Origin of the sequence: Janthinobacterium lividum, assembly GCF_034424625.1 — a bacterium.
GTDB lineage: Bacteria > Pseudomonadota > Gammaproteobacteria > Burkholderiales > Burkholderiaceae_D > Janthinobacterium > Janthinobacterium lividum.
Genome location: NZ_CP139976.1, coordinates 4,505,479 through 4,523,001, shown reverse-complemented (window position 1 = coordinate 4,523,001; position 17,523 = coordinate 4,505,479). Strand labels below are relative to the sequence as shown.

Below are 17,523 nucleotides of genomic sequence, written 5' to 3'. Positions count from 1 at the left end.
TCAGGTACCGCGGAAAGCACACTCATCCGGTGATGTGGCCGGGCTTCAAACCCGGTGGAGGGCGTCAGACGTTCTCCCGTAGGTTCGACTCCTACTGTTTTCCGCCAATCATTTCTCTCTCCTCCTCCCTTGCATCATCATCCGCTGGCGTTGGCCTGTTGCCACGTTGTGGAAAGTATGTCCCGAAATTGACAATATCCGGCAATGCCAGGGTGAGCCGATGGTAACATCGGCTTGTATCCCCTGTGGCAGATGAAAGCAAGCATGAAACAAGCAAGCATGGCACGGCTGCTGGCAGTGGCGCTGCTGATGCCGGCGCTGGCCGCGGCGGCGGACGTGCGCATCGTCGGCGAGCATTTGCCGCCGTCGAGCATGATGGAAGGCAATGTCGTCGTGGGACGTGAAACGCTCAAGGTGCGCGACATCATGGCGCGCGCCGGCCTTTCCTACAGCATCGAGCTGCTGCCGTGGAAGCGCGCGTATGCGCAGGCGCTGCGCGAGCGTGATACCTGCATCTTTTCCACCAGCCGCACGCAGGAGCGCGAAGCGCAATTTCGCTGGATCGGTCCCCTCAACGAAGCGGAATGGATACTCTACGGCCTGGCCGAACGGCACCTGGCGTTGCGCACGCTGGCCGATGCGCGCGGCCTGGTAATCGGCACGGTGCTCGGCGACGCGCGCGACGATTACCTGCGCCAGCGCGGCCTGAACGTGGCGCCCGTGACGCAGGAGTGGCTCAATCCGCAAAAGCTGCTGCTCGGACGCATCGACTTGTGGGCCGTCGGCATGGCGGTGGGCAGCAAGCCGTTTGCCGGCAAGGAGTGGGAGGACAAGGTGGTGCCGCTGCTGACCTTCAACCGGGTGCAGACTTACCTCGCCTGCAACAAGCAATTGCCCGAGACGCAGGCATTGGCCATGCAGCGGGCGGCGGCGGCCATGCGCCGCGACGGCAGCATGGCGCGCGAACATATCCGCTAAGGGCCGCTTCAGCTTTCCAGCCACTGGCGCACGCAATTGCGTCCTTCGCGTTTGGCCTGGTACAGGGCCTGGTCCGCGTGGCTGTAGGCCGTTTCAAATGCCGTGCCGGCGCGGTTCCAGCTCAGGCCCACGCTGATGGTGATGGCGCGCGTGATGGGCGCGGCATGGCGCTGGCGGCCGACAGTCTCGCAGATGCGCTGCGCCACTTGCGCCGCGTCGTCGCGCGAGGAGGTGGGCCAGACCACGGAAAACTCTTCGCCGCCGACCCGGCCGATGGCCGTCTCCTGTCCCAGCAATCCTTTCAGGCAGTCGACCACGGCCTGGATCACGCCATCGCCGGCAGGGTGGCCGAAATCGTCGTTGACCTGCTTGAACAGGTCGATGTCGAGCACGATCAGCGCCATGTCGCCCTGCGCCAGGCAGCGCGAGGCGTGGTCGATCACGGCGCCGCGATTCAGGGCGCCCGTCAGCGGGTCGTGCGTGGCGCGGTATTCGAGTTGGCCGGCCAGGGTTTGCAATTGCCGGTTCAGCAGATGCATGTCGCGCTCGGCGCGGTCGCTGCGGCCGATCAGGCGCCGCGTCTCGCGCATCAGCCGCTCGTAGTGATTGATCAGTTCACCGAGCACGCGCCGCTGTTCCGCGCTCGACGCGCTGGCGTTGGCATGCATGCGGCGCGCGGCAGCCAGCGCCGCCGCTTCCACGGTGAACAGGTCGGGCTCCAGTCCGGACTCGGAGATGGCGGCGCGCATGTCCTAACTGCCCTGCACGGGATGGTCGCGGAAGTCCAGCGCAGTGAAGTCCTGCTGCAGCTCCTGGCCGAATTCCAGGATGGTGTCGTCGTCCTCGTCGTGATACCAGTTCAGGCGCACCTGGTTGCCGTCCACGGCCGCCTGGTTCAGGGTGTCGAACAGGGTAAACAGCATCTTCGTGCTGGAGCTGTTGAAGTAGGCCAGCGAGACGTTGACGGTGATGGCTGCTTCGCGGCAGCCTTCCAGGTAGGCGCGCACGGCGGCGATCAGCGGGCCATAGAAGGCGGCCGCGTTTTCCGGGTACGACTCGCCCTTGATCGACAGGGTGTGCTGCTCGAAACGGAAGTCGATTTCGGGCGAACTCGGGGTCGCGGCGATGAACAGTGGTGACGGTAATTGCATATGCTTTCCTGAGTCGGCTCTTTCAAATGATGGCTTTGATGCAGAAGATGGTGTGGCCCGGTTCCTGGGGATCCTGGACGAATTCGAATTCCAGCGGCTCGCTGGCGTCGCGCGCCATGGTGAGGAAACCCAGGCCCGCGCCCTTGCTGTCGGCGGGCGCTTCCTCGCGCAGGGCCTTTTTATACGCCAGGCGGATTTCCTCCATCGTCATGGTGTGCAGCGGCTCCAGCCGGGCGCGGATCTGCGCCACGTTGTCCGTCGAGACGGGGTTGGCGCACAGCAGGAAAAAGCTGTCGCCGCGCGTGCCGATGCAGAACGAGCCGCGCCGCATCTGCTGGTCCAGCTGCGCATCGGGCGTCAGGCTGTCGGCGGAATAATGCATGATGTTTTGCGACATCTCGATGAACGAGGAAAAGATGCGCCGCCGCGTGGGCCCGGCAGCGCCGGCCGTATCGAGGCGCGCCTTGATGGTTTCGGAAATGGCATTCACCACGTGCTGCGAGAAATAGCCCACGTAAAAAAAGATGATGTTGCGCTTGCGGGCCACATCCCAAAACTCGTTGAATTCTTCGTACAGCACGTCCGTGCTCCTGGCTAGCCGGTGACCCGGTTTCTTGTTGATAAGGTGGCTCGATGGCGCCAAAACTACAGGCGGAAACAGAAAAAGGTCAGGTCGTCGCGGCGCGGCTGCTTGCCTTGCCATGCGGCGCTGTCCTGCAGCAGCGCCGCCGCCACATCGCCAGCGGAAGCGTCGCGCCGCGCCAGCAATTGCTCGCGCATGCGCCGCTTGCCGTAGGCGATGTCGCGCGCGCCGCCGATCTGGTCGAGCAAGCCGTCGGTGGTGAGGAACAGCAGGCTGCCGGCGGGAATGGCGAGCGTCTCGTTGTGCCAGCAGTAGCCGGCTGGCGTGTCGACATAGCCCACGCCCATGCGCGCGCCGTCGATGGCGCGCACGCTCTCTTCGCCCGGCGCGACCACATGCAGCGCCAGTTTCGCGCCCGCGAAACGCAGGCTGGCGCTGGCCGTGTCGTAGCACAGGAAGGCGCAATCCATGCCGTCGTTCGAGCCGGCGTGGCCGGTGGCTTCACCGCTGCTGGCGCCGTCCTGGCCCAGCAAGGTCTTGATGGCGCGGCTGACGGCGCCGATCAGGGCGGCCGGATCGTGCGGCCCCAGCTCGCGCAAGGCCTGGCTCAGGGCCGACGAGGCGATCAGGGTCATGAAGGCGCCCGGCACGCCGTGGCCGGTGCAGTCGGCGATGGCGGCGAACCAGCCGCCCGCGTGGCGCTCGAAAAAGTAAAAATCGCCGCCGACGACGTCGCGCGGCTGCCATTCCAGATGCGCGTCGGGCAGGGTGGCGCGCAATTCCGCATCGGAGGTGCGCAGCAGGGCGCGCTGGATCACGCTGGCGTAATCGATGCTGTGCATGATTTGCCGGTTCTTTTCCGCCTGCATGGTGGCCACCACGTTCATCAGCTGCAAGCCGAAGCCCACGCCGGCCAGCGCGCCATCGGCAGTGATGATGAAGCCGTCGGCCAGCGCCTTTTCGCCCGCTTCCACGGCGCGGAAGGTGAGGTCTTCGATGCTCATGGCGCCATCGACGATCAGCGGTTCCTTGTCCATGAAGGCGATGCAGCTCTTCTTGCCGTACACCTCGTGATAGAAGGGCTTGGACATCTGCGACATGAAGATGTTGCGGCTGATCAGGCCGATGGGCTTCTGCTGCTCCGTGACGGGCAGGCTCATCATGTCGCGCCGTTCCGTGAACAATTCCAGCACGGCGAAGTTGCTGGCGTCGGCCTGCACGGATTCCGTGGGGATGCACAGGTCGGACGCCACGGACGTGCGATAACGGGGAAGATGCAATCGAGAAGCGTTGAACTCCACAGCGGCTACCTTTACATGACGATCGGACCCTTGTTGTCGCGACGGCAAGGCGACTGACAAACAGGCAATATCATCATGGTAGTCTTGGAATATGACGGCTTGATTACCAGCTTGTCAAAACCGTATGCAAGATGGCTGCATGGCAAGCAACTTACAGGCGCCGGGCCAGCACCTGTGCCTGCGCCAGCCAGCGCGCGCGCTGCGGCTCGGTGGAGTTGAGGATGGGGCCGAAGCTGGCCACCCTGACGGGCTGGACGCCGCAAAACTCGAGCGTCGTCTTGCGCAGCTGGTGGATGCCGGGCATGCGGTAGACCCAGCGGAAATACCAGGGCGGCGTATCCATCGTCACCAGCAGCTGGGCCGTGCGGCCTTTCAGCAGTTGCGCCGGGAAAGCCTTGCCGGGCCGGTACTTGAAAGCGTAGCCGGGCAGGAAGACGCGGTCGACAAAGCCCTTCAGCAGGGCCGGTGCGCCGCCCCACCAGATCGGGTAGGCGAACACCAGGTGTTCGGCCCAGCTGATGGCTTCCTGCGCCGCCAGCAAGTCCGCTTCCAGCGGCTGCACCTGGCGGTAGCCTTCGTGCAGAATGGGATCGAAGTCCAGCTGGCCCAGGCGCAGTTCGCGCACAGTGTGGCCTGCGCTGCGGGCCGTGGCGGCGTAGGCTTCGGCCAGGGCGGCGCAAAAGCTGTCGCCCGACGGGTGGCCGAGGAGTATCAAAATGCGCTTGGGTGTCGTCTTGGTCATGATGCAGGCTGTCCGTTAAAGAAGAGCTTGCATGCTAAAGCCTGCCCCTGGGGGCAGAGTCAAGCGGCCTCTTGCAGACGCTGCTGCGCCAGGCAGTCGCGGATTTCCGTGTCGATGTCGGCCAATTGCGCATCGAGCTGGCGCAGGCGGGCGATATCCTGCCGCACCTGTGCGCGCTTGGCGGCGATGTGCTGCGACAGGGCGGCCCAGTCGGTATCGTCGCCGGCCAGAATGGGCAGCAGTTCGGCCAGGCGGAAGCCCAGGGCCTGCGCCTGGCGTATCAGCCTCACTTGCGCCAGGTCTTGCTGCGTGTAGACGCGGTAGGCGCCCGAGCGGCGCACGTCGCCCAGCAAGCCCAGCGCTTCATAGTGGCGCAAGGCCTTGGGCGAGGTGCCCGTCAGGCGGGCGATTTCTCCGATGTACATGCTGGTCCTTTGTTGAGCTGAGCTGCGGCGCACGCAGTGTAGCGCAGGTGGCTTGCCAGGCGCTACGCTGCGCGCTGCCTCAGGACGCTTTGCGCGGCGGGACTTTCTTCGCCGTGCACTCGGCGCAGGTGCCGTACAGTGACAGCGCGTGCTCGTGCAGCACGAAGCCCCGCTCGGCGGCGATCTCGTTCTGGCGCAGTTCAATGCCTTCGTCGACGAATTCATCGACCTTGCCGCAGCCCGTGCAGACCAGGTGGTCGTGGTGCTGGCCTTCGTTCAGTTCGAACACGGCGTGGCCGGATTCGAAGTGCCGGCGAAACAAAATGCCCGCTTCGGCAAACTGCATCAGCACGCGGTAGATGGTGGCCAGGCCCACGTCGATTTTTTCGGCCAGCAAGAGTTTGTAGACATCGTCCGCACTCAGGTGCTTGATCGTGCCTTCTTGAAACAGCTGCAGAATCCGCAAGCGGGGGATGGTTACTTTCAAGCCCGATTCACGCAGTTCCCTCAATATATCCATGTCTCCCATTCCTTTTTGTAGTCGCTTGAGCGAGGTAGTGCATTATATCGCAAATGATAATCATTACTATTCTCATTTGTATTGTGCGGAGTGGAAATATTATGCTGGCTAGCCGGCCGGCAGACCAGTGACATCGGCGCAAGCGTCGATTGCGTTGCACGCATCTTGCGTTGCAATTGCAAAACCAACGGTGATATCGCTACACTGTGCAGCAAGGAATAACAATGGGGCAGGAAGATGGACCGATTTGATGCGATGCGCATTTTTACCCGCATCGTCGAACTGCGCAGTTTCACCCAGGCGGCGCATGACCTTGGCTACCCGAAGGCGACCGTCACGCATGCGATCAAGCAGCTTGAAGCGCGGCTGCGCGTGCGCCTGCTGCAGCGGACCACGCGGCAAGTGACGCCCACGCCCGATGGCGAGGCGTATTACCAGCGCTGCGTGCGCCTGCTGGCGGACCTGGAAGAAACGGAAGCCGTGTTCAGTTCGGCGGCCCAGCAGCCGGCCGGCAAGCTGCGCATCGACCTGCACGCGACCCTGGCCATGCATTTCGTCATGCCCGTGCTGGACCAGTTCTGCGCCCGCTATCCGCTGATCGAACTGGAAATCGGCATGGGCGACCGCCTCGTCGACCTGGTGCGCGAAGGCGTCGATTGCGTGCTGCGCGTGGGCGAGCTGGGCGATTCGTCCATGGTGGCGCGCCGCGTGGCGCTGCTGGAGCAGGTGACGTGCGCCAGCCCCGCCTACCTGGCCGCGCATGGCACGCCGGAGACTCTGGCGCAACTGGATGGCCACCGCGCCGTCAATTTCTTTTCCGCCCAGACGGGCAAGGTCTGGCCCTTCGATTTCAAGGCGGACGGCCAGCGGCACAGCGTGGCCTTGCCGGGCACGGTGTCCGTCAACAGTGCGGACGCATACCACGCCTGTTGCCGCGCGGGCATGGGCTTGATCCAGGCGCCCCGCTACCATCTGGAGCGGGCGCTGGCGGACGGCGACCTGGTGGAAGTGCTGCGGGACTTGCGTCCCGACCCGCTGCCCGTGTCCGTGCTGTATCCCCACCACCGGCAATTGTCGCCCCGTGTGCGTGTGTTTGCCGACTGGGTCGCCAGCCTGTTTGACGGCGTGCATTGATACGTATGCGTGCGCTGCGCTGCCGCATTTTCTTGACCTGGGCAAAGGAAAAAATCCCTCTGATGATGCCATCTAGCACTATTTGATGTGGATCAAAGTTTTTGTTGCACTGCACTCTTAGACTTCGCAGCGTTACTTAACGACATTAACGACAGAGGGAAATAAAATGAAAAAGTCCGCAACTGCAGCAGCAATCGTCCTGGCCGCCATCGGCGCATTCGCCGGCAACGCAATGGCACAGGAAAGCCCATGGCTGGTCCGTGCGCGCGCCGTGCATATCGATCCGGCCAACAAATCTGCTCCCGTTGGTGGCGTCGGCGCATCCGACCTGATTCACGTCAGCAGCAAGACGATTCCTGAAATCGATATTTCCTACTTCTTCACGCCAAATATCGCTGCCGAGCTGATCCTGACGTATCCGCAAAAGCATGACGTCACCTTGTCCGGCACGAAGATCGGCAGCTTCAAGCATTTGCCGCCGACCCTGTCGCTGCAATACCACTTCATGCCTGAAAAACAGTTCAGCCCATACGTGGGTGCGGGCGTGAACTACACGAATATCTCGGACGTGAAATTGCTGAACGGCGCCGGCCGCCTGGAACATGACAGCTGGGGCTTCTCGCTGCAAGCCGGTGTCGATTACAAACTGGACAAAAACTGGTCCTTGAACTTCGACATCAAGAAAGTGCAGATCCGCAGCGACGTATTGGCCGGTGGCGCCAAGATCAGCGAAGTCAAGGTGGATCCACTCCTGATCGGCGTCGGTGTGGGTTACCGTTTCTAAGCATGGCATGACGGCGTCCACGCGGCGCGCACAATAAAAAAACGGCCAGGTGTGAACCTGGCCGTTTTTTTGCGTGCAGCGCTTTGCTTTATTTTTTCAGCGTCTTTTCCAGCGCCAGCTGGTAGTCCGTCTTTTCGTAGCCGGCCAGGTATTTGTTCGTCGCGTCGAGGAAGGCGCGCGAGCGGTAGGCCGCTTCCAGGTCCTTGACCCATGGCTTGGCCTTGTCGGCCGTGCGGATGGCGACCAGGTTGATGTAGCTGTCCGAGATCTTTTCCACGGCGAGGGCCGACGTCAGCTTCATGCCGGCGGCCAGGGCGAAGTTACCGTTGACAAAAGCGTAGTCGGCGTCGGCCAGCGAACGTGGCAGCTGCGCCGCTTCCAGCGGCACCAGTTTCAGCTTCTTCGGGTTTTCCAGCACGTCGCGCTCGGAAGCGCGCAGCGGATCGACGTTCGGTTTGAGCTTGATCCAGCCCATCTTGGCCAGCATCACCAGCGCGCGCGCCTGGTTGGTCGGATCGTTCGGCATGGTGATGGTGGCGCCGTTCTTCACGTCGGCCAAGGACTTTTGCTTGCCGCCGTACAGGCCGATCGGCATGGTCGGCACGGTGATCAATGAGCTCAGGGGCAGCTTGTTATCGGTGGCGAACTTGGTCAGATAGACGATGTGCTGGAATACGTTGGCGTCCAGCGAACCTTCGGCCAGCGCGTAGTTCGGCTGCACGTAGTCGTTGAATTCCACGATCTTGACCTTGTAGCCCTGTTTTTCCAGGATAGGCTTGATGCCCAGCTTCAGCTGGTCCGAATACGGGCCGGAGCTGGTGCCGATGACGAGTTCTTTCGGATCCTTGGCGTGGGCGGCGGTGGCGAAGGCCAGGCTGGCGGCGGCCAGGAGCAGGTTGCGGCGAATGTGGTTCATGCTTTTCCTTGTACTGAAATACTGAATATGAATTAACGTTTGTCGAGGCGCTTGGCGATGCGCGTGCCGGCGAACTGGATGGTTTGCACCAGCACGATCAGGATGGCCACGGTGGCGACCATGATGTCCGTCTCGAAGCGGTAGTAGCCGTAGCGGATGGCCAGGTCGCCGATACCGCCGCCGCCCACCACGCCGGCCACGGCCGAATACGACAGGAAGCTGATCGACAGCACGGTCAGGGCCAGCACCAGGCCGGAGCGCGCTTCCACCAGCAGCACGCGGAAGATGATCTGCATTTCCGATGCGCCCATGGCGTGCGCCGCTTCGATCACGCCGCGCGGCACTTCGCGCAGGTTCTGTTCCACCAGGCGCGCCAGGTAGGGAATGGCGGCAAACGACAGCGGTACGCTGGCTGCCAGCGGGCCGATCGAGGTGCCGGCGATGATGCGCGTAAACGGCGTCAGGGCGACCAGCAGGATGATGAACGGGAAGCTGCGCACGGTGTTCACCAGCCAGCCGAGGATCGTCGACAGCGGACGGTTTTCCAGCGACTGGCCTTCCGAGACGAGAAACAGCAGGATGCCCAGCGGGCCGCCGATCAGGATGGCGGCGGTCAGTCCAATGCCCAGCATCGTCATGGTCTGGCCCAGCGCCACCCAGATTTCCGGCAGCAGGTTGATGACGTTATTGATCGATTCTTCAAACATGTGTTGCATCCTTCCATGCGGTGGCTTCAAACGCCTCGGTGCCGTAATAAGCCAGCTCGCGTCCCAGCGCCGTCTTGCGCGGGGTGGCCGTGTCGCTCAAATCGAATTGTTCGGCGATGGCGCCGTTTTCCACGACGGCCACGCGGTTGCAGATGGCGCCCAGCACCGATAGCTCATGGCTGACGATGACGATGGTCACTCCCAGGCGCGCATTGATGTCGCGCAGGGTGTCGAGCAGGGCGCGCGTGGTTTCCGCGTCCAGCGCGGACGTCGGCTCGTCGCACAGCAGCACGTCCGGGTGGCTGGCCAGGGCGCGGGCAATGGCCACGCGCTGCTTCTGCCCGCCGGACAATTGTGCCGGATAGCTGTGCAGCTTGTCAGACAGGCCCACCAGCGCCAGACATTCCTCGACGCGGGCGGCGATCTGCTCGCCCTTGGTCGTGCCATGGATTTTCAGTGGGAAGGCGACGTTGTCGAACACGCTGGCGTTTTGCAGCAGGTTGAATTGCTGGAAAATCATGCCGATGTTCTGGCGCGCGTCGCGCAATTCGCTCTTGCCCAGGCGTGTCAATTCGCGCCCGGCCACGGTAATGGTGCCGCTGTCGGGGCGCTCGAGCAAGTTAATCAGGCGCAGCAAGGTCGATTTGCCGGCGCCGCTCTTGCCGATCAGGCCGAAAATATCACCGGGATAGACTTCCAGCGTGACCGATTTGACCGCGTGGAATTGTTCGCCTTTGGGCAGCGCGAAGGTCTTGTTTGCGCCATCGATGCGAATCACCGGCGTACGGTGTGGTGTGGTCATGCAGTGTTTCCTTTTTTATTGGACCGTGACAGGCTTGCTTGCAGGGGCCAAATCGCCCAGCCTGCCACGTCGGTTGCGTAGTATACCTCCGATCGTGTTATTACTCCTACGACAGAATCTTGCTTTGAATATGCAAATAATGTCTATATGGGTGTTTGGCGAGAGTAAAAGCGGTTTTTGTGCGATCAGCCAATGGAAAATTCGACGGGAATCGATAATTCCAGCGGGTCCGGCCGTTCCTTGGGGATGCGCGGCAGTGGCGCGGCCCGTTGCAAAGTATCGAGCGCGGCCTGATCCAGCGCTGCGGAACCGGAGCTGCGCTCGATGGCGGCGGTCAGCACCTGGCCATCGCGGTCGATGCGGCAGCGCAGATACACCACGCCCTGTTCCTGCTTGGCGCGCGACGCCGTCGGGTAGCGGCGGAAGCGCTCCATGCGCGCCAAAACCTTGCCTTCCCAGCTCGATACGCCGCTGCGCAGCTCCTGCGGCGCGGGCGGCAGGGCGGGCGAGGGCGGCGCCGCCGCGATGGACGGCGCCGCCGCCGGTGCCGGTGTCACGGGCGCATGCCGCACCTCGGCAACGGCCGCGATGCTCTCGGCTTGCGGCGGCATGGGTGCGGCATCCGGCTGCGGCAGTACCAATTGTTGGATTGCCGGCGCTGCCTTTTTGGCAATGGCGGCGGATGGCGCGGCGGCGGCGCTGACCCGTTCAGCAAGATTCTGCTCCAAAGGGCGGGGCGGGGCGGCGGCCGGCAGGAACAGCAGCATGGCCGGTTGCGCGGCGTCGGGCACGATGGCCAGCACGGGCGCTGCCGGCGCGCGGTGGTACAGCGCCCATCCCAGCAGGGCGCCATGCATGGCGAAGACGGCGGCTATCGTCAGCGGACGGCGCCAGTCGGTCGGCGGCGTCTTGTCGGCGGCGGCCGCCGGCGCCGGCCCTTCCGGGCGGCGCAGCAGATAGATAAGGACGGCGATTTCCATCGCGCCCACCATGGCGATCACCCACCAGGGCGGATGGCCGAGGCACATGGCGACAAAGCCGATGGCCATGCCCAGGCAGGCCATGGCCTTGCCGCGCCGCGACACGGCGCGGTGTTCGCGCCACTGCCGCAGGGGCGCGCCAAAACGGGGGTGATGCAGCAGCCAGTGCTCCAGGCGCGGCGAGGCGCGGCTGAAGCAGGCCAGCGCCAGGATCAGGAAGATCGTCGTCGGCATGACGGGCAGCAGGGCGCCGATCACGCCCAGCGCCACCATCAGCATGCCGGCGGCCGTCCACGCCCAGCGGCGCAGGCGTGCCGTGTGCGCTTCCGCGCCGGCCTGGATGACTGGCTCTTCCATCAGGCGCAGGCCTCCACGTGGCCGTGCATGCGCAGGAAGGCGGCGCGCGCGCCGTCGATCATGCGCGCTTCACCCGCCTCATCGAGGATGGCCGTATCGAGCACGGAGGTAAATTCGCGCCAGTGCCGCGCGCGTCCGTCAGGATGGCCGGCCAGGTGGCGCGCGCCGTGATGCTCGTCCAGGCCGATCTTGCCGGCCAGTTTATACAGGATGGCCGCGCCCAGCTTCGAGCCTTCGCTCACATACAGCCAGCCCAGCGCCGTGGCCAGGTCCAGCTGCGCGTCGAACGGCGGCGTGGCCGCATCGGACGGCAGCGCGGTGTCCAGGTCGCGCAGGTCGGCGGCGATGCTGGCGTAGCGGCGGCGCTGTTGCAGGTCCGGCAGCAGGGCCGCCAGCTGCGCGTTGTCGTACAGCGCGTCGACGTCGCGCAGGAACGCGTATTGCGCCTGCAAAAAGCGCGCATAGTTCTCGCGGCTGGAAAACGGTGCGCTGGCCATGATGCGCTGGTCCAGCAATTCGTGGGTGGCCATGGTGTCGGCTTTCAGGCGCTGGCTGCGGGTTGGGGCCGCGTTAATCGGAACGGCGTTCAAGGTGCTGCTGGTGTCGCTTGCTGCATGCATGGAATATCTACTCTCTATTATAAGGATGAATCAAATCAGAAACGAAGGCCAAGCGTGACGCGCGCCGTACGGCCCGGTCCCGGCATCAGGCTCAGGGTCAGCGGATCGAGGTAGTAGCGGTCCGTCAGGTTGTCCACCGCCACGTCCAGGGTGGCGTTGGGCGTGATCTTGTAGCTGGCAAACAGGTCAGCCAGGGTGTAGGCCTGCGTCAGCACTTGCGGCGAGGTGCCTGTCCACGACTGCCAGACGGCCTTGTCGTCCTGGCGCGCCAGCGGATGGCCGACATGGGTCAGGCGCGTACCCACGGTGAGCTTTTCCTGCAGCCAGCGCGTACCCAGGGTCAGGTTGGCGCTCAGCTTGGGCTGGATATGGTTGCTGACATACGAGCTGGAAAAACCGATGGGCGAGCAGTCTGGCGTGTTCCAGATATCCGATTGCCACTTGCTGGCCTTGCGCAGATAGGCTGCGGTTGCCGCGTCGCAGATCAGGGTCTTGCGGTTCCAGGTGCCGGAAAAATCGGCAAACACGCTACCCCGGTCATATGACGATTGCAGTTCGATCCCCGAGACGCTGTATCTGTCCGTGTTCGCCATCGAGAAATTCTGCGCGTAGGCCGGCAGGTCCGGTATCGGGCGGCGCGTGATGTAGCCATGCGTGACGTTGTCGAAATACGCGACGCGCAGGCGCAGCTTGTCGGCGGCGCTCCATACGCCGTCCTTGACCAGGCTGACGCCAACTTCGCGGTTATGGCTGCGCTCCGGCTTGAGCGGCGACGAATACGTGGCGGAAAAGCCCATCGTCGATTCGTACAGGCTGGGCATGCGCAGGCCGCGCGCGTCGCGCAGGAACAGGCTGACGCTGTCGGACAGGCGCGCCGTCAGGGCGAAGGTGGGCGCGAAACCGTGGTCCTTGCGGCGGATCGGCGTGCTGTACTTGAACAGGCCGGGGATGGCGTCGCGGAAGACATAATCGTTGCCGCTCCACTGGTCCACCTGCGAGATGTCCAGCGGCGCCGGTTCCTCGCCATAGCGTTCCACCATGCCGCCCACCAGCGCGGGATTGGTGGCCGCCGTGAACTGGCCCTGCGCATCCTGGTACCATTTCGCGGCGCCGAGCTGGTCGCCGTCCTTGTCCCACATGGTGACCCATTGCCAGCCCTGCGGCTGGTACTGCTGTTCCGCGCGGCGGTTGCGGTCGCGTGTATCGAAGCGCTGGAAGCGTCCGCCCGCGTCAACGGTCAGCCAGTCGCGTGCCTGCCACTGCAGCGAGGCGAATACGCTTTGCTCGTGGCGCTTGCCGTTGCGCAGGGTGTGATTGGCGTTCAAGTCTTCATCGAGGATGCGCACGCTGTCGGCCGGTCCGATATCCTCGTTCTGCAGGGACAAGCCGTAATCGAGCTTGAGCGCGCCCATGCCGGTGGTGAAGCGGGAGGTGTTCGTCAGGTCGGCGCCGACGCGGCGCGCCTGGTTCTTCGCCAGGTACAGCACTTCCACGCACTCCTTGCATTCATGGTCGCCCGGATTGGCCTTGCCTTCCAGCGGATTGCTGAAGATGTCGCCGTTGCGCGACTTGCTCTGCATGTCCGTCAGCCACAGGTTGGCCTTCAGGTCGATGAGGTTCTGGCCTTCCGGCTTCCACTCGTAGCGCGCCGTCAGCGCGTTGGTGCGCACCTGGCTGGGGTCCCACTGGGGGATGCTGCCGGTGCTGTTGCGGTAGATTTGCGAGGGCATGATTTCGCCATAGCTGCTGTCGAAATAGCGGTAGCCCAGCTCCAGCTTCTGTTCGTGCGGCAGGCGCAGGTTGGCCTTCAGCAGGGCCGAGGTGGTGCGGTTGGCCGTGTTCAGCACCTCATCGCCGCGCTTGAAGAACTGCGTCACGCCATTGTCGTCGCCCCATTCGTTGAGCAGCTGATAGCGTTCGAAACCGCGCGTGCCGGAAAAATAATTGCCGATGCTGCGGTGGCTGATGGCCGCCACCAGGTCGTAGTCGTCCTGGCGCGTCGCCACGGCGATGCTGCCAAAGCCGCTGCGCGGGTCGCCCAGCTTGTTGCGGTGCGTGCGCGGCGCGCTGCCGAAATCGCCGGGTGCCGTGACGCTGTTGTCCTGGATGCCGCCGCGCAGGCGCACGCCCGTGCGCTGGCCTGCCAGCAGAATGTCTTCCGGGCGCAGGGTCTGCATGCTGACCATGCCGCCGATGGCGCCCGCGCCCTGCGCCGACAGGTTCGGGCCCTTGTCGATGCGGATGGCGCTGATCAGGTCCGGGTCGATGTAGCTGCGGTCGGCGATGCCCGCGTAGCCGCGGTAGACGGTCGACGATTGCAGGCTGCCGTCGATCAGCACGGGCACGCGGCCCTGGCCCTGCATGCCGCGCACATTGACGTCGACGGCGCCGCTGTTGCGGCTGTCGCCCACCTGCACGCCGGCCACGCCCTTGAAGATATCGGCCGGCGAAGTGCCGCGGAAGCGCTCGATCTGTTCGCGTCCGATGTACACGGAGGCGGCCGGCGTCAGGTAGGGCAGGTCGGCCGGATCCGTGTCGTCCGCCTCGAACGTGCCGCTGCCGCCCTGGCCATTCACGCGCAGGGTGCCGATCTGCACCGCGCCGGCGGCGACAGGCGCGGGTGCGCTGATGATGATGGTCGTGCCGCCCTGCAGCTGTGCTTGCAGGCCGCTGCCGGCCAGCAGCTGGCGCAGCGCCTCGGGCAGCGAATGCCGGCCTTGCAGCGGGGCGCTGTGCCGGCCTTCGGTCAGGCGCGCATCGGCCAGCAGCACCATGCCTGCCTGGCGCGCCAGTTCGTTCAGCGCGCGGTTCAACGGTTGCGCGGGAATCTGCCATTCCACCTGCGCTACCGGCGCGGTGGCGGCATGCGTGGCGGGTGTGGCGAAGGCCAGTCCGATGGCCAGGAACAGGGGAGACAGGCGGGCGTGCAAGGGATGGCGCGGTGGAGTCGTGTGCATGTTTTTCCTATGGTGATGTGGTGATCATTCATAGTTAAAACGAATGAGTATCATTTACCCTGACGTGCGGATTGATTTTATTTTGCTGCATGTTCCGGCAATCAGCGGGCGACGATATGCAGCTTGCCGTCCTGGCGCAGCAGGCGCACGGGTAGCGCCAACGGCAGGGCGGCGGCAAATTGCGCGGGCAGCCTGGCGTCGAAGCTGCCGTTCAGGCGCAGGCCGGCCAGGGCCGGATCGCCGAGCACGAGGTTTGTGTCGCCATAGCGCTCGAATTCGGCCAGCGCTTCGGCCAGGGTGGCGTCCTCGAAATCGAGGCGCCCGGCACGCCAGTTGCCCACCGCTTGCGCGCTGACCCGGGCCAGCGTTTTCACGCCCTGCCGCGTGACGGTGACAGCGTCGCCCGCCTGCAGCACTTCAGCGCGCGCGTCGCCTTTCCCTTCCACGCGCACCGTGCCTTGCGCCACGCTGACTTGCGTGGCGACCCCTACATGGCGCACGGAAAAATGCGTGCCCAGCACCGTGGCCGTGGCCGGCCCCGCCAGCACCTGGAATGGACGCGCCGGGTCGGCCTGCACATGGAACATGGCCTGGCCGCGCAGCAGGCGCACGGTGCGCCTGTCGCGGTACAGGGCCACGTCGACGGCGCTGCCGCTATCGAGTTCGATGCGGCTGCCGTCGGGCAGGACTTGCGTGGCGAACTGGCCGCGCAGCGTGCTGTAATCGTGCTGGAAGCCGGGCTGCTGCAGATGGCTGGCCAGCGGCCAGGCCAGCAGGCCGCACAGCAGCAGGCAGCCGCCGGCCAGCGCGCCGCGCGGCAGCCGGCTCGCCGCCAGCGGTAAATGCGCCAATCGCTGTAGCAGCGAAACAGGGGCCGCGGCGGATGAGGGCAGGGCGGGCTGGCTGAAGGCGGCCACGCGCTGGGCGGGCAGGCTGGCCAGCAGCGCGTCGGTGCGCGCCAGCGCATCCCAGGCATGCTGGTGGCGCGCGTCCGCTTCCAGCCATTGCCGCAGCGCCGCCAGTTCAGGCGCGGCCAGGCCGGCGTCGTGGCGCAGCAGCCACTGCGCGGCCTGGAAATCGATGTCGTCTGCCGGAGTCGGGTTGGGTGTCATGCGCGGTCTTTTCCAGTATCGCGTTCGGGCATGCCTTTTTTACAGGCGAGCATGCCATTGATGATATGTTTTTCCACCATGTTGACGGAGATGTCCATCTGGGCGGCGATCTCGATCTGGCTCATACCTTCGAATTTGTACAGCGCGAAAGCCTGTCGGCAGCGCGGCGGCAAGGCTTCGATGATGGCCAGCAGGCGTTCCATGGTTTGCCGGTCGTGCAGCCGTTGTTCGGGTTCGTCGGCGCGTGGCGCGCGCAGCTGGAAATGCGGTGTGTCGATGTCGTCGTGGGGGCGGCGCTGGCGCAAGCGCTGTTCGTCGATGGCGATGTTCTTTGCCGTCACGTAGAGCAGTGCGCGCTGGCCGCTATCGGGTGCCATGCCCCCTTGCAGGGGAGCTGCGCCGCCGAGCGGCTTGCGCGCCAGGATGCGGGCGTAGGCTTCCTGCACCACGTCCTGCGCCTTGTCGCGGCAGCCGGTGGAGCGCGAAATCAAGCGCAGCAATTCCTGGTAATAGCGTTCAAGCACCGCGCGTTTCCTCGTTATCAAAGCCGGCAATGATAGCAAGCCCATCAAATAATAACAAGAATCATTCTCATCTGTGTTGCTGGATAACGCTGGATATTTTTGGCAATGCAGACAATAATCGGCAACAGAAGGCGCTGTGGCGGACCTTATTGGCGGGTATTATCGATTTTATCGATGCTAACTAGGTATATTTTCCGTTTTACATCGATCTTCATGCCATGCATAATCTGTTGCAACTGAAGCCAGACAATCAGCCGCATGCGCCATTCGCCTGCAGCTGCTTGCGGTTTTGACATCCTCCACTTTCTATCAGGAACCTACAATGAAAAAACTGCTCGCTTTTATCGCCGCCGCCGGCTTCTCGCTGTCCGCGTTTGCCGCTCCTGAAGTCTATGTCATCGATGGCAGCCACACCTTCCCCCGTTTCGAGTACACCCACATGGGCTTCTCGACGCAGCAAAGCCGTTTCAATAACACCACCGGCAAGGTCACCCTGGACCGCGCCGCCAAGACGGGCGCCGTCGAAGTGCTGATCGACACCAAGTCCGTCGATACGGGTTCGACCCTGTTCAACTCGCACATCCAGGGCGAAGATTTCCTCGACACGGCCAAGTATCCGGTCGCCACCTACAAATCGACCAAGTTCAATTTTGACGGCGACAAGCTGGCGTCCGTCGACGGCAACCTGACCCTGAAAGGCGTGACCAAGCCAGTTACCCTGACCGTCACCTCGTTCACCTGCGCACCGCACCCGATGCTGAAAAAAGACGCTTGCGGCGCCAACGCCACGGCCAAGATCAAGCGCTCGGAATTCAACGCCGGTAAATATGCGCCAGCTGTCAGCGATGATGTGACCCTGACGTTTGCCATCGAAGCGATCAAACAGTAATTGTTGGCTGCATGATGCAAAATGGCGGCGGACTTCGGTCC

General features: G+C 63.9%; 19 protein-coding genes and 1 tRNA gene. 5 read left to right on the top strand and 15 right to left on the bottom strand.

Translation table 11 applies throughout. From position 1 onward, the window contains the following. Positions 1-11 precede the first annotated feature (11 nt). Together U0004_RS20425 and U0004_RS20420 are read left to right on the top strand one after the other, a co-directional pair. Positions 12-107 (top strand) — tRNA-Sec (locus U0004_RS20425). 157 nt (positions 108-264) lie between these two features. Beyond that, complete coding sequence (locus tag U0004_RS20420; RefSeq protein WP_231958035.1) at positions 265-978, top strand: substrate-binding periplasmic protein; 714 nt, start codon at positions 265-267, stop codon at positions 976-978. An 8-nt stretch (positions 979-986) separates the two neighbouring features. Here U0004_RS20420 and U0004_RS20415 read toward each other — a convergent pair whose 3' ends face one another. From U0004_RS20415 to fur, 7 genes are all read right to left on the bottom strand, one after another. Beyond that, positions 987-1,727, bottom strand: a complete 741-nt coding sequence (locus U0004_RS20415; protein WP_070254529.1) for a GGDEF domain-containing protein — start codon at positions 1,725-1,727, stop codon at positions 987-989. A gap of 3 nt (positions 1,728-1,730) precedes the next feature. Continuing rightward, positions 1,731-2,129: a DUF1987 domain-containing protein gene (locus tag U0004_RS20410; protein ID WP_034779193.1), complete on the bottom strand. Its 399-nt coding sequence runs from the start codon at positions 2,127-2,129 to the stop codon at positions 1,731-1,733. Positions 2,130-2,151: 22 nt separating this feature from the next. Further along, the gene (locus U0004_RS20405) at positions 2,152-2,709 is read right to left on the bottom strand and encodes a SiaB family protein kinase (RefSeq protein WP_034756676.1); all 558 of its coding nucleotides are present in this window, start codon (positions 2,707-2,709) and stop codon (positions 2,152-2,154) included. 65 nt (positions 2,710-2,774) lie between these two features. Then, complete coding sequence (locus tag U0004_RS20400) at positions 2,775-3,992, bottom strand: SpoIIE family protein phosphatase (RefSeq protein ID WP_070254530.1); 1,218 nt, start codon at positions 3,990-3,992, stop codon at positions 2,775-2,777. Positions 3,993-4,164: 172 nt separating this feature from the next. Continuing rightward, entirely contained in the window at positions 4,165-4,755 is a 591-nt protein-coding gene (locus U0004_RS20395) for an NAD(P)H-dependent oxidoreductase (protein ID WP_070254531.1), read from the bottom strand. A 59-nt stretch (positions 4,756-4,814) separates the two neighbouring features. Continuing rightward, positions 4,815-5,180 (bottom strand): MerR family transcriptional regulator, encoded by a 366-nt coding sequence (locus U0004_RS20390; protein WP_070254532.1) that lies wholly within the window; start codon positions 5,178-5,180, stop codon positions 4,815-4,817. Between the two features lie 79 nt (positions 5,181-5,259). After that, positions 5,260-5,700 carry a ferric iron uptake transcriptional regulator gene (gene fur, locus U0004_RS20385; protein ID WP_034756687.1) on the bottom strand — a complete coding sequence of 147 codons (441 nt, stop codon included), beginning with the start codon at positions 5,698-5,700 and terminating at the stop codon, positions 5,260-5,262. Positions 5,701-5,937: 237 nt separating this feature from the next. On the opposite strand from fur, the gene U0004_RS20380 reads away from it, so the two are divergent. Next, a complete protein-coding gene (locus U0004_RS20380; RefSeq protein ID WP_070254533.1) occupies positions 5,938-6,834 on the top strand; it encodes a LysR family transcriptional regulator in 897 nt (298 codons plus the stop codon). Positions 6,835-7,000: 166 nt separating this feature from the next. Beyond that, positions 7,001-7,618: an OmpW/AlkL family protein gene (locus U0004_RS20375; protein WP_034779183.1), complete on the top strand. Its 618-nt coding sequence runs from the start codon at positions 7,001-7,003 to the stop codon at positions 7,616-7,618. 88 nt (positions 7,619-7,706) lie between these two features. Here the strand turns inward: U0004_RS20375 and U0004_RS20370 are convergent, their stop codons facing one another. From U0004_RS20370 to U0004_RS20330, 8 genes are all read right to left on the bottom strand, one after another. Continuing rightward, complete coding sequence (locus U0004_RS20370; RefSeq protein WP_034779181.1) at positions 7,707-8,534, bottom strand: MetQ/NlpA family ABC transporter substrate-binding protein; 828 nt, start codon at positions 8,532-8,534, stop codon at positions 7,707-7,709. 32 nt (positions 8,535-8,566) lie between these two features. Then, positions 8,567-9,241, bottom strand: a complete 675-nt coding sequence (locus tag U0004_RS20365) for a methionine ABC transporter permease (protein ID WP_046683994.1) — start codon at positions 9,239-9,241, stop codon at positions 8,567-8,569. Continuing rightward, positions 9,234-10,043, bottom strand: coding sequence for a methionine ABC transporter ATP-binding protein (locus U0004_RS20360; RefSeq protein WP_070222288.1), 810 nt, complete (start codon positions 10,041-10,043; stop codon positions 9,234-9,236). Before U0004_RS20360 ends, U0004_RS20365 begins: the two co-directional genes overlap by 8 nt. Positions 10,044-10,228: 185 nt before the next feature. Next, complete coding sequence (locus U0004_RS30110; protein ID WP_167468685.1) at positions 10,229-11,380, bottom strand: TonB family protein; 1,152 nt, start codon at positions 11,378-11,380, stop codon at positions 10,229-10,231. Further along, complete coding sequence (locus U0004_RS20345) at positions 11,380-12,000, bottom strand: biliverdin-producing heme oxygenase (protein ID WP_115057546.1); 621 nt, start codon at positions 11,998-12,000, stop codon at positions 11,380-11,382. The genes U0004_RS30110 and U0004_RS20345 overlap by 1 nt, the downstream gene beginning before the upstream one ends. 35 nt (positions 12,001-12,035) lie before the next feature. Further along, positions 12,036-14,957 (bottom strand): TonB-dependent receptor, encoded by a 2,922-nt coding sequence (locus tag U0004_RS20340; protein ID WP_070254535.1) that lies wholly within the window; start codon positions 14,955-14,957, stop codon positions 12,036-12,038. Positions 14,958-15,058: 101 nt separating this feature from the next. Then, positions 15,059-16,069 (bottom strand): FecR family protein, encoded by a 1,011-nt coding sequence (locus U0004_RS20335; RefSeq protein ID WP_070254536.1) that lies wholly within the window; start codon positions 16,067-16,069, stop codon positions 15,059-15,061. Then, entirely contained in the window at positions 16,066-16,593 is a 528-nt protein-coding gene (locus U0004_RS20330) for an RNA polymerase sigma factor (protein WP_081345513.1), read from the bottom strand. Before U0004_RS20330 ends, U0004_RS20335 begins: the two co-directional genes overlap by 4 nt. Before the next feature lie 322 nt (positions 16,594-16,915). On the opposite strand from U0004_RS20330, the gene U0004_RS20325 reads away from it, so the two are divergent. Continuing rightward, complete coding sequence (locus U0004_RS20325; RefSeq protein WP_070254538.1) at positions 16,916-17,482, top strand: YceI family protein; 567 nt, start codon at positions 16,916-16,918, stop codon at positions 17,480-17,482. The last annotated feature ends 41 nt before the right edge of the window (positions 17,483-17,523 follow it).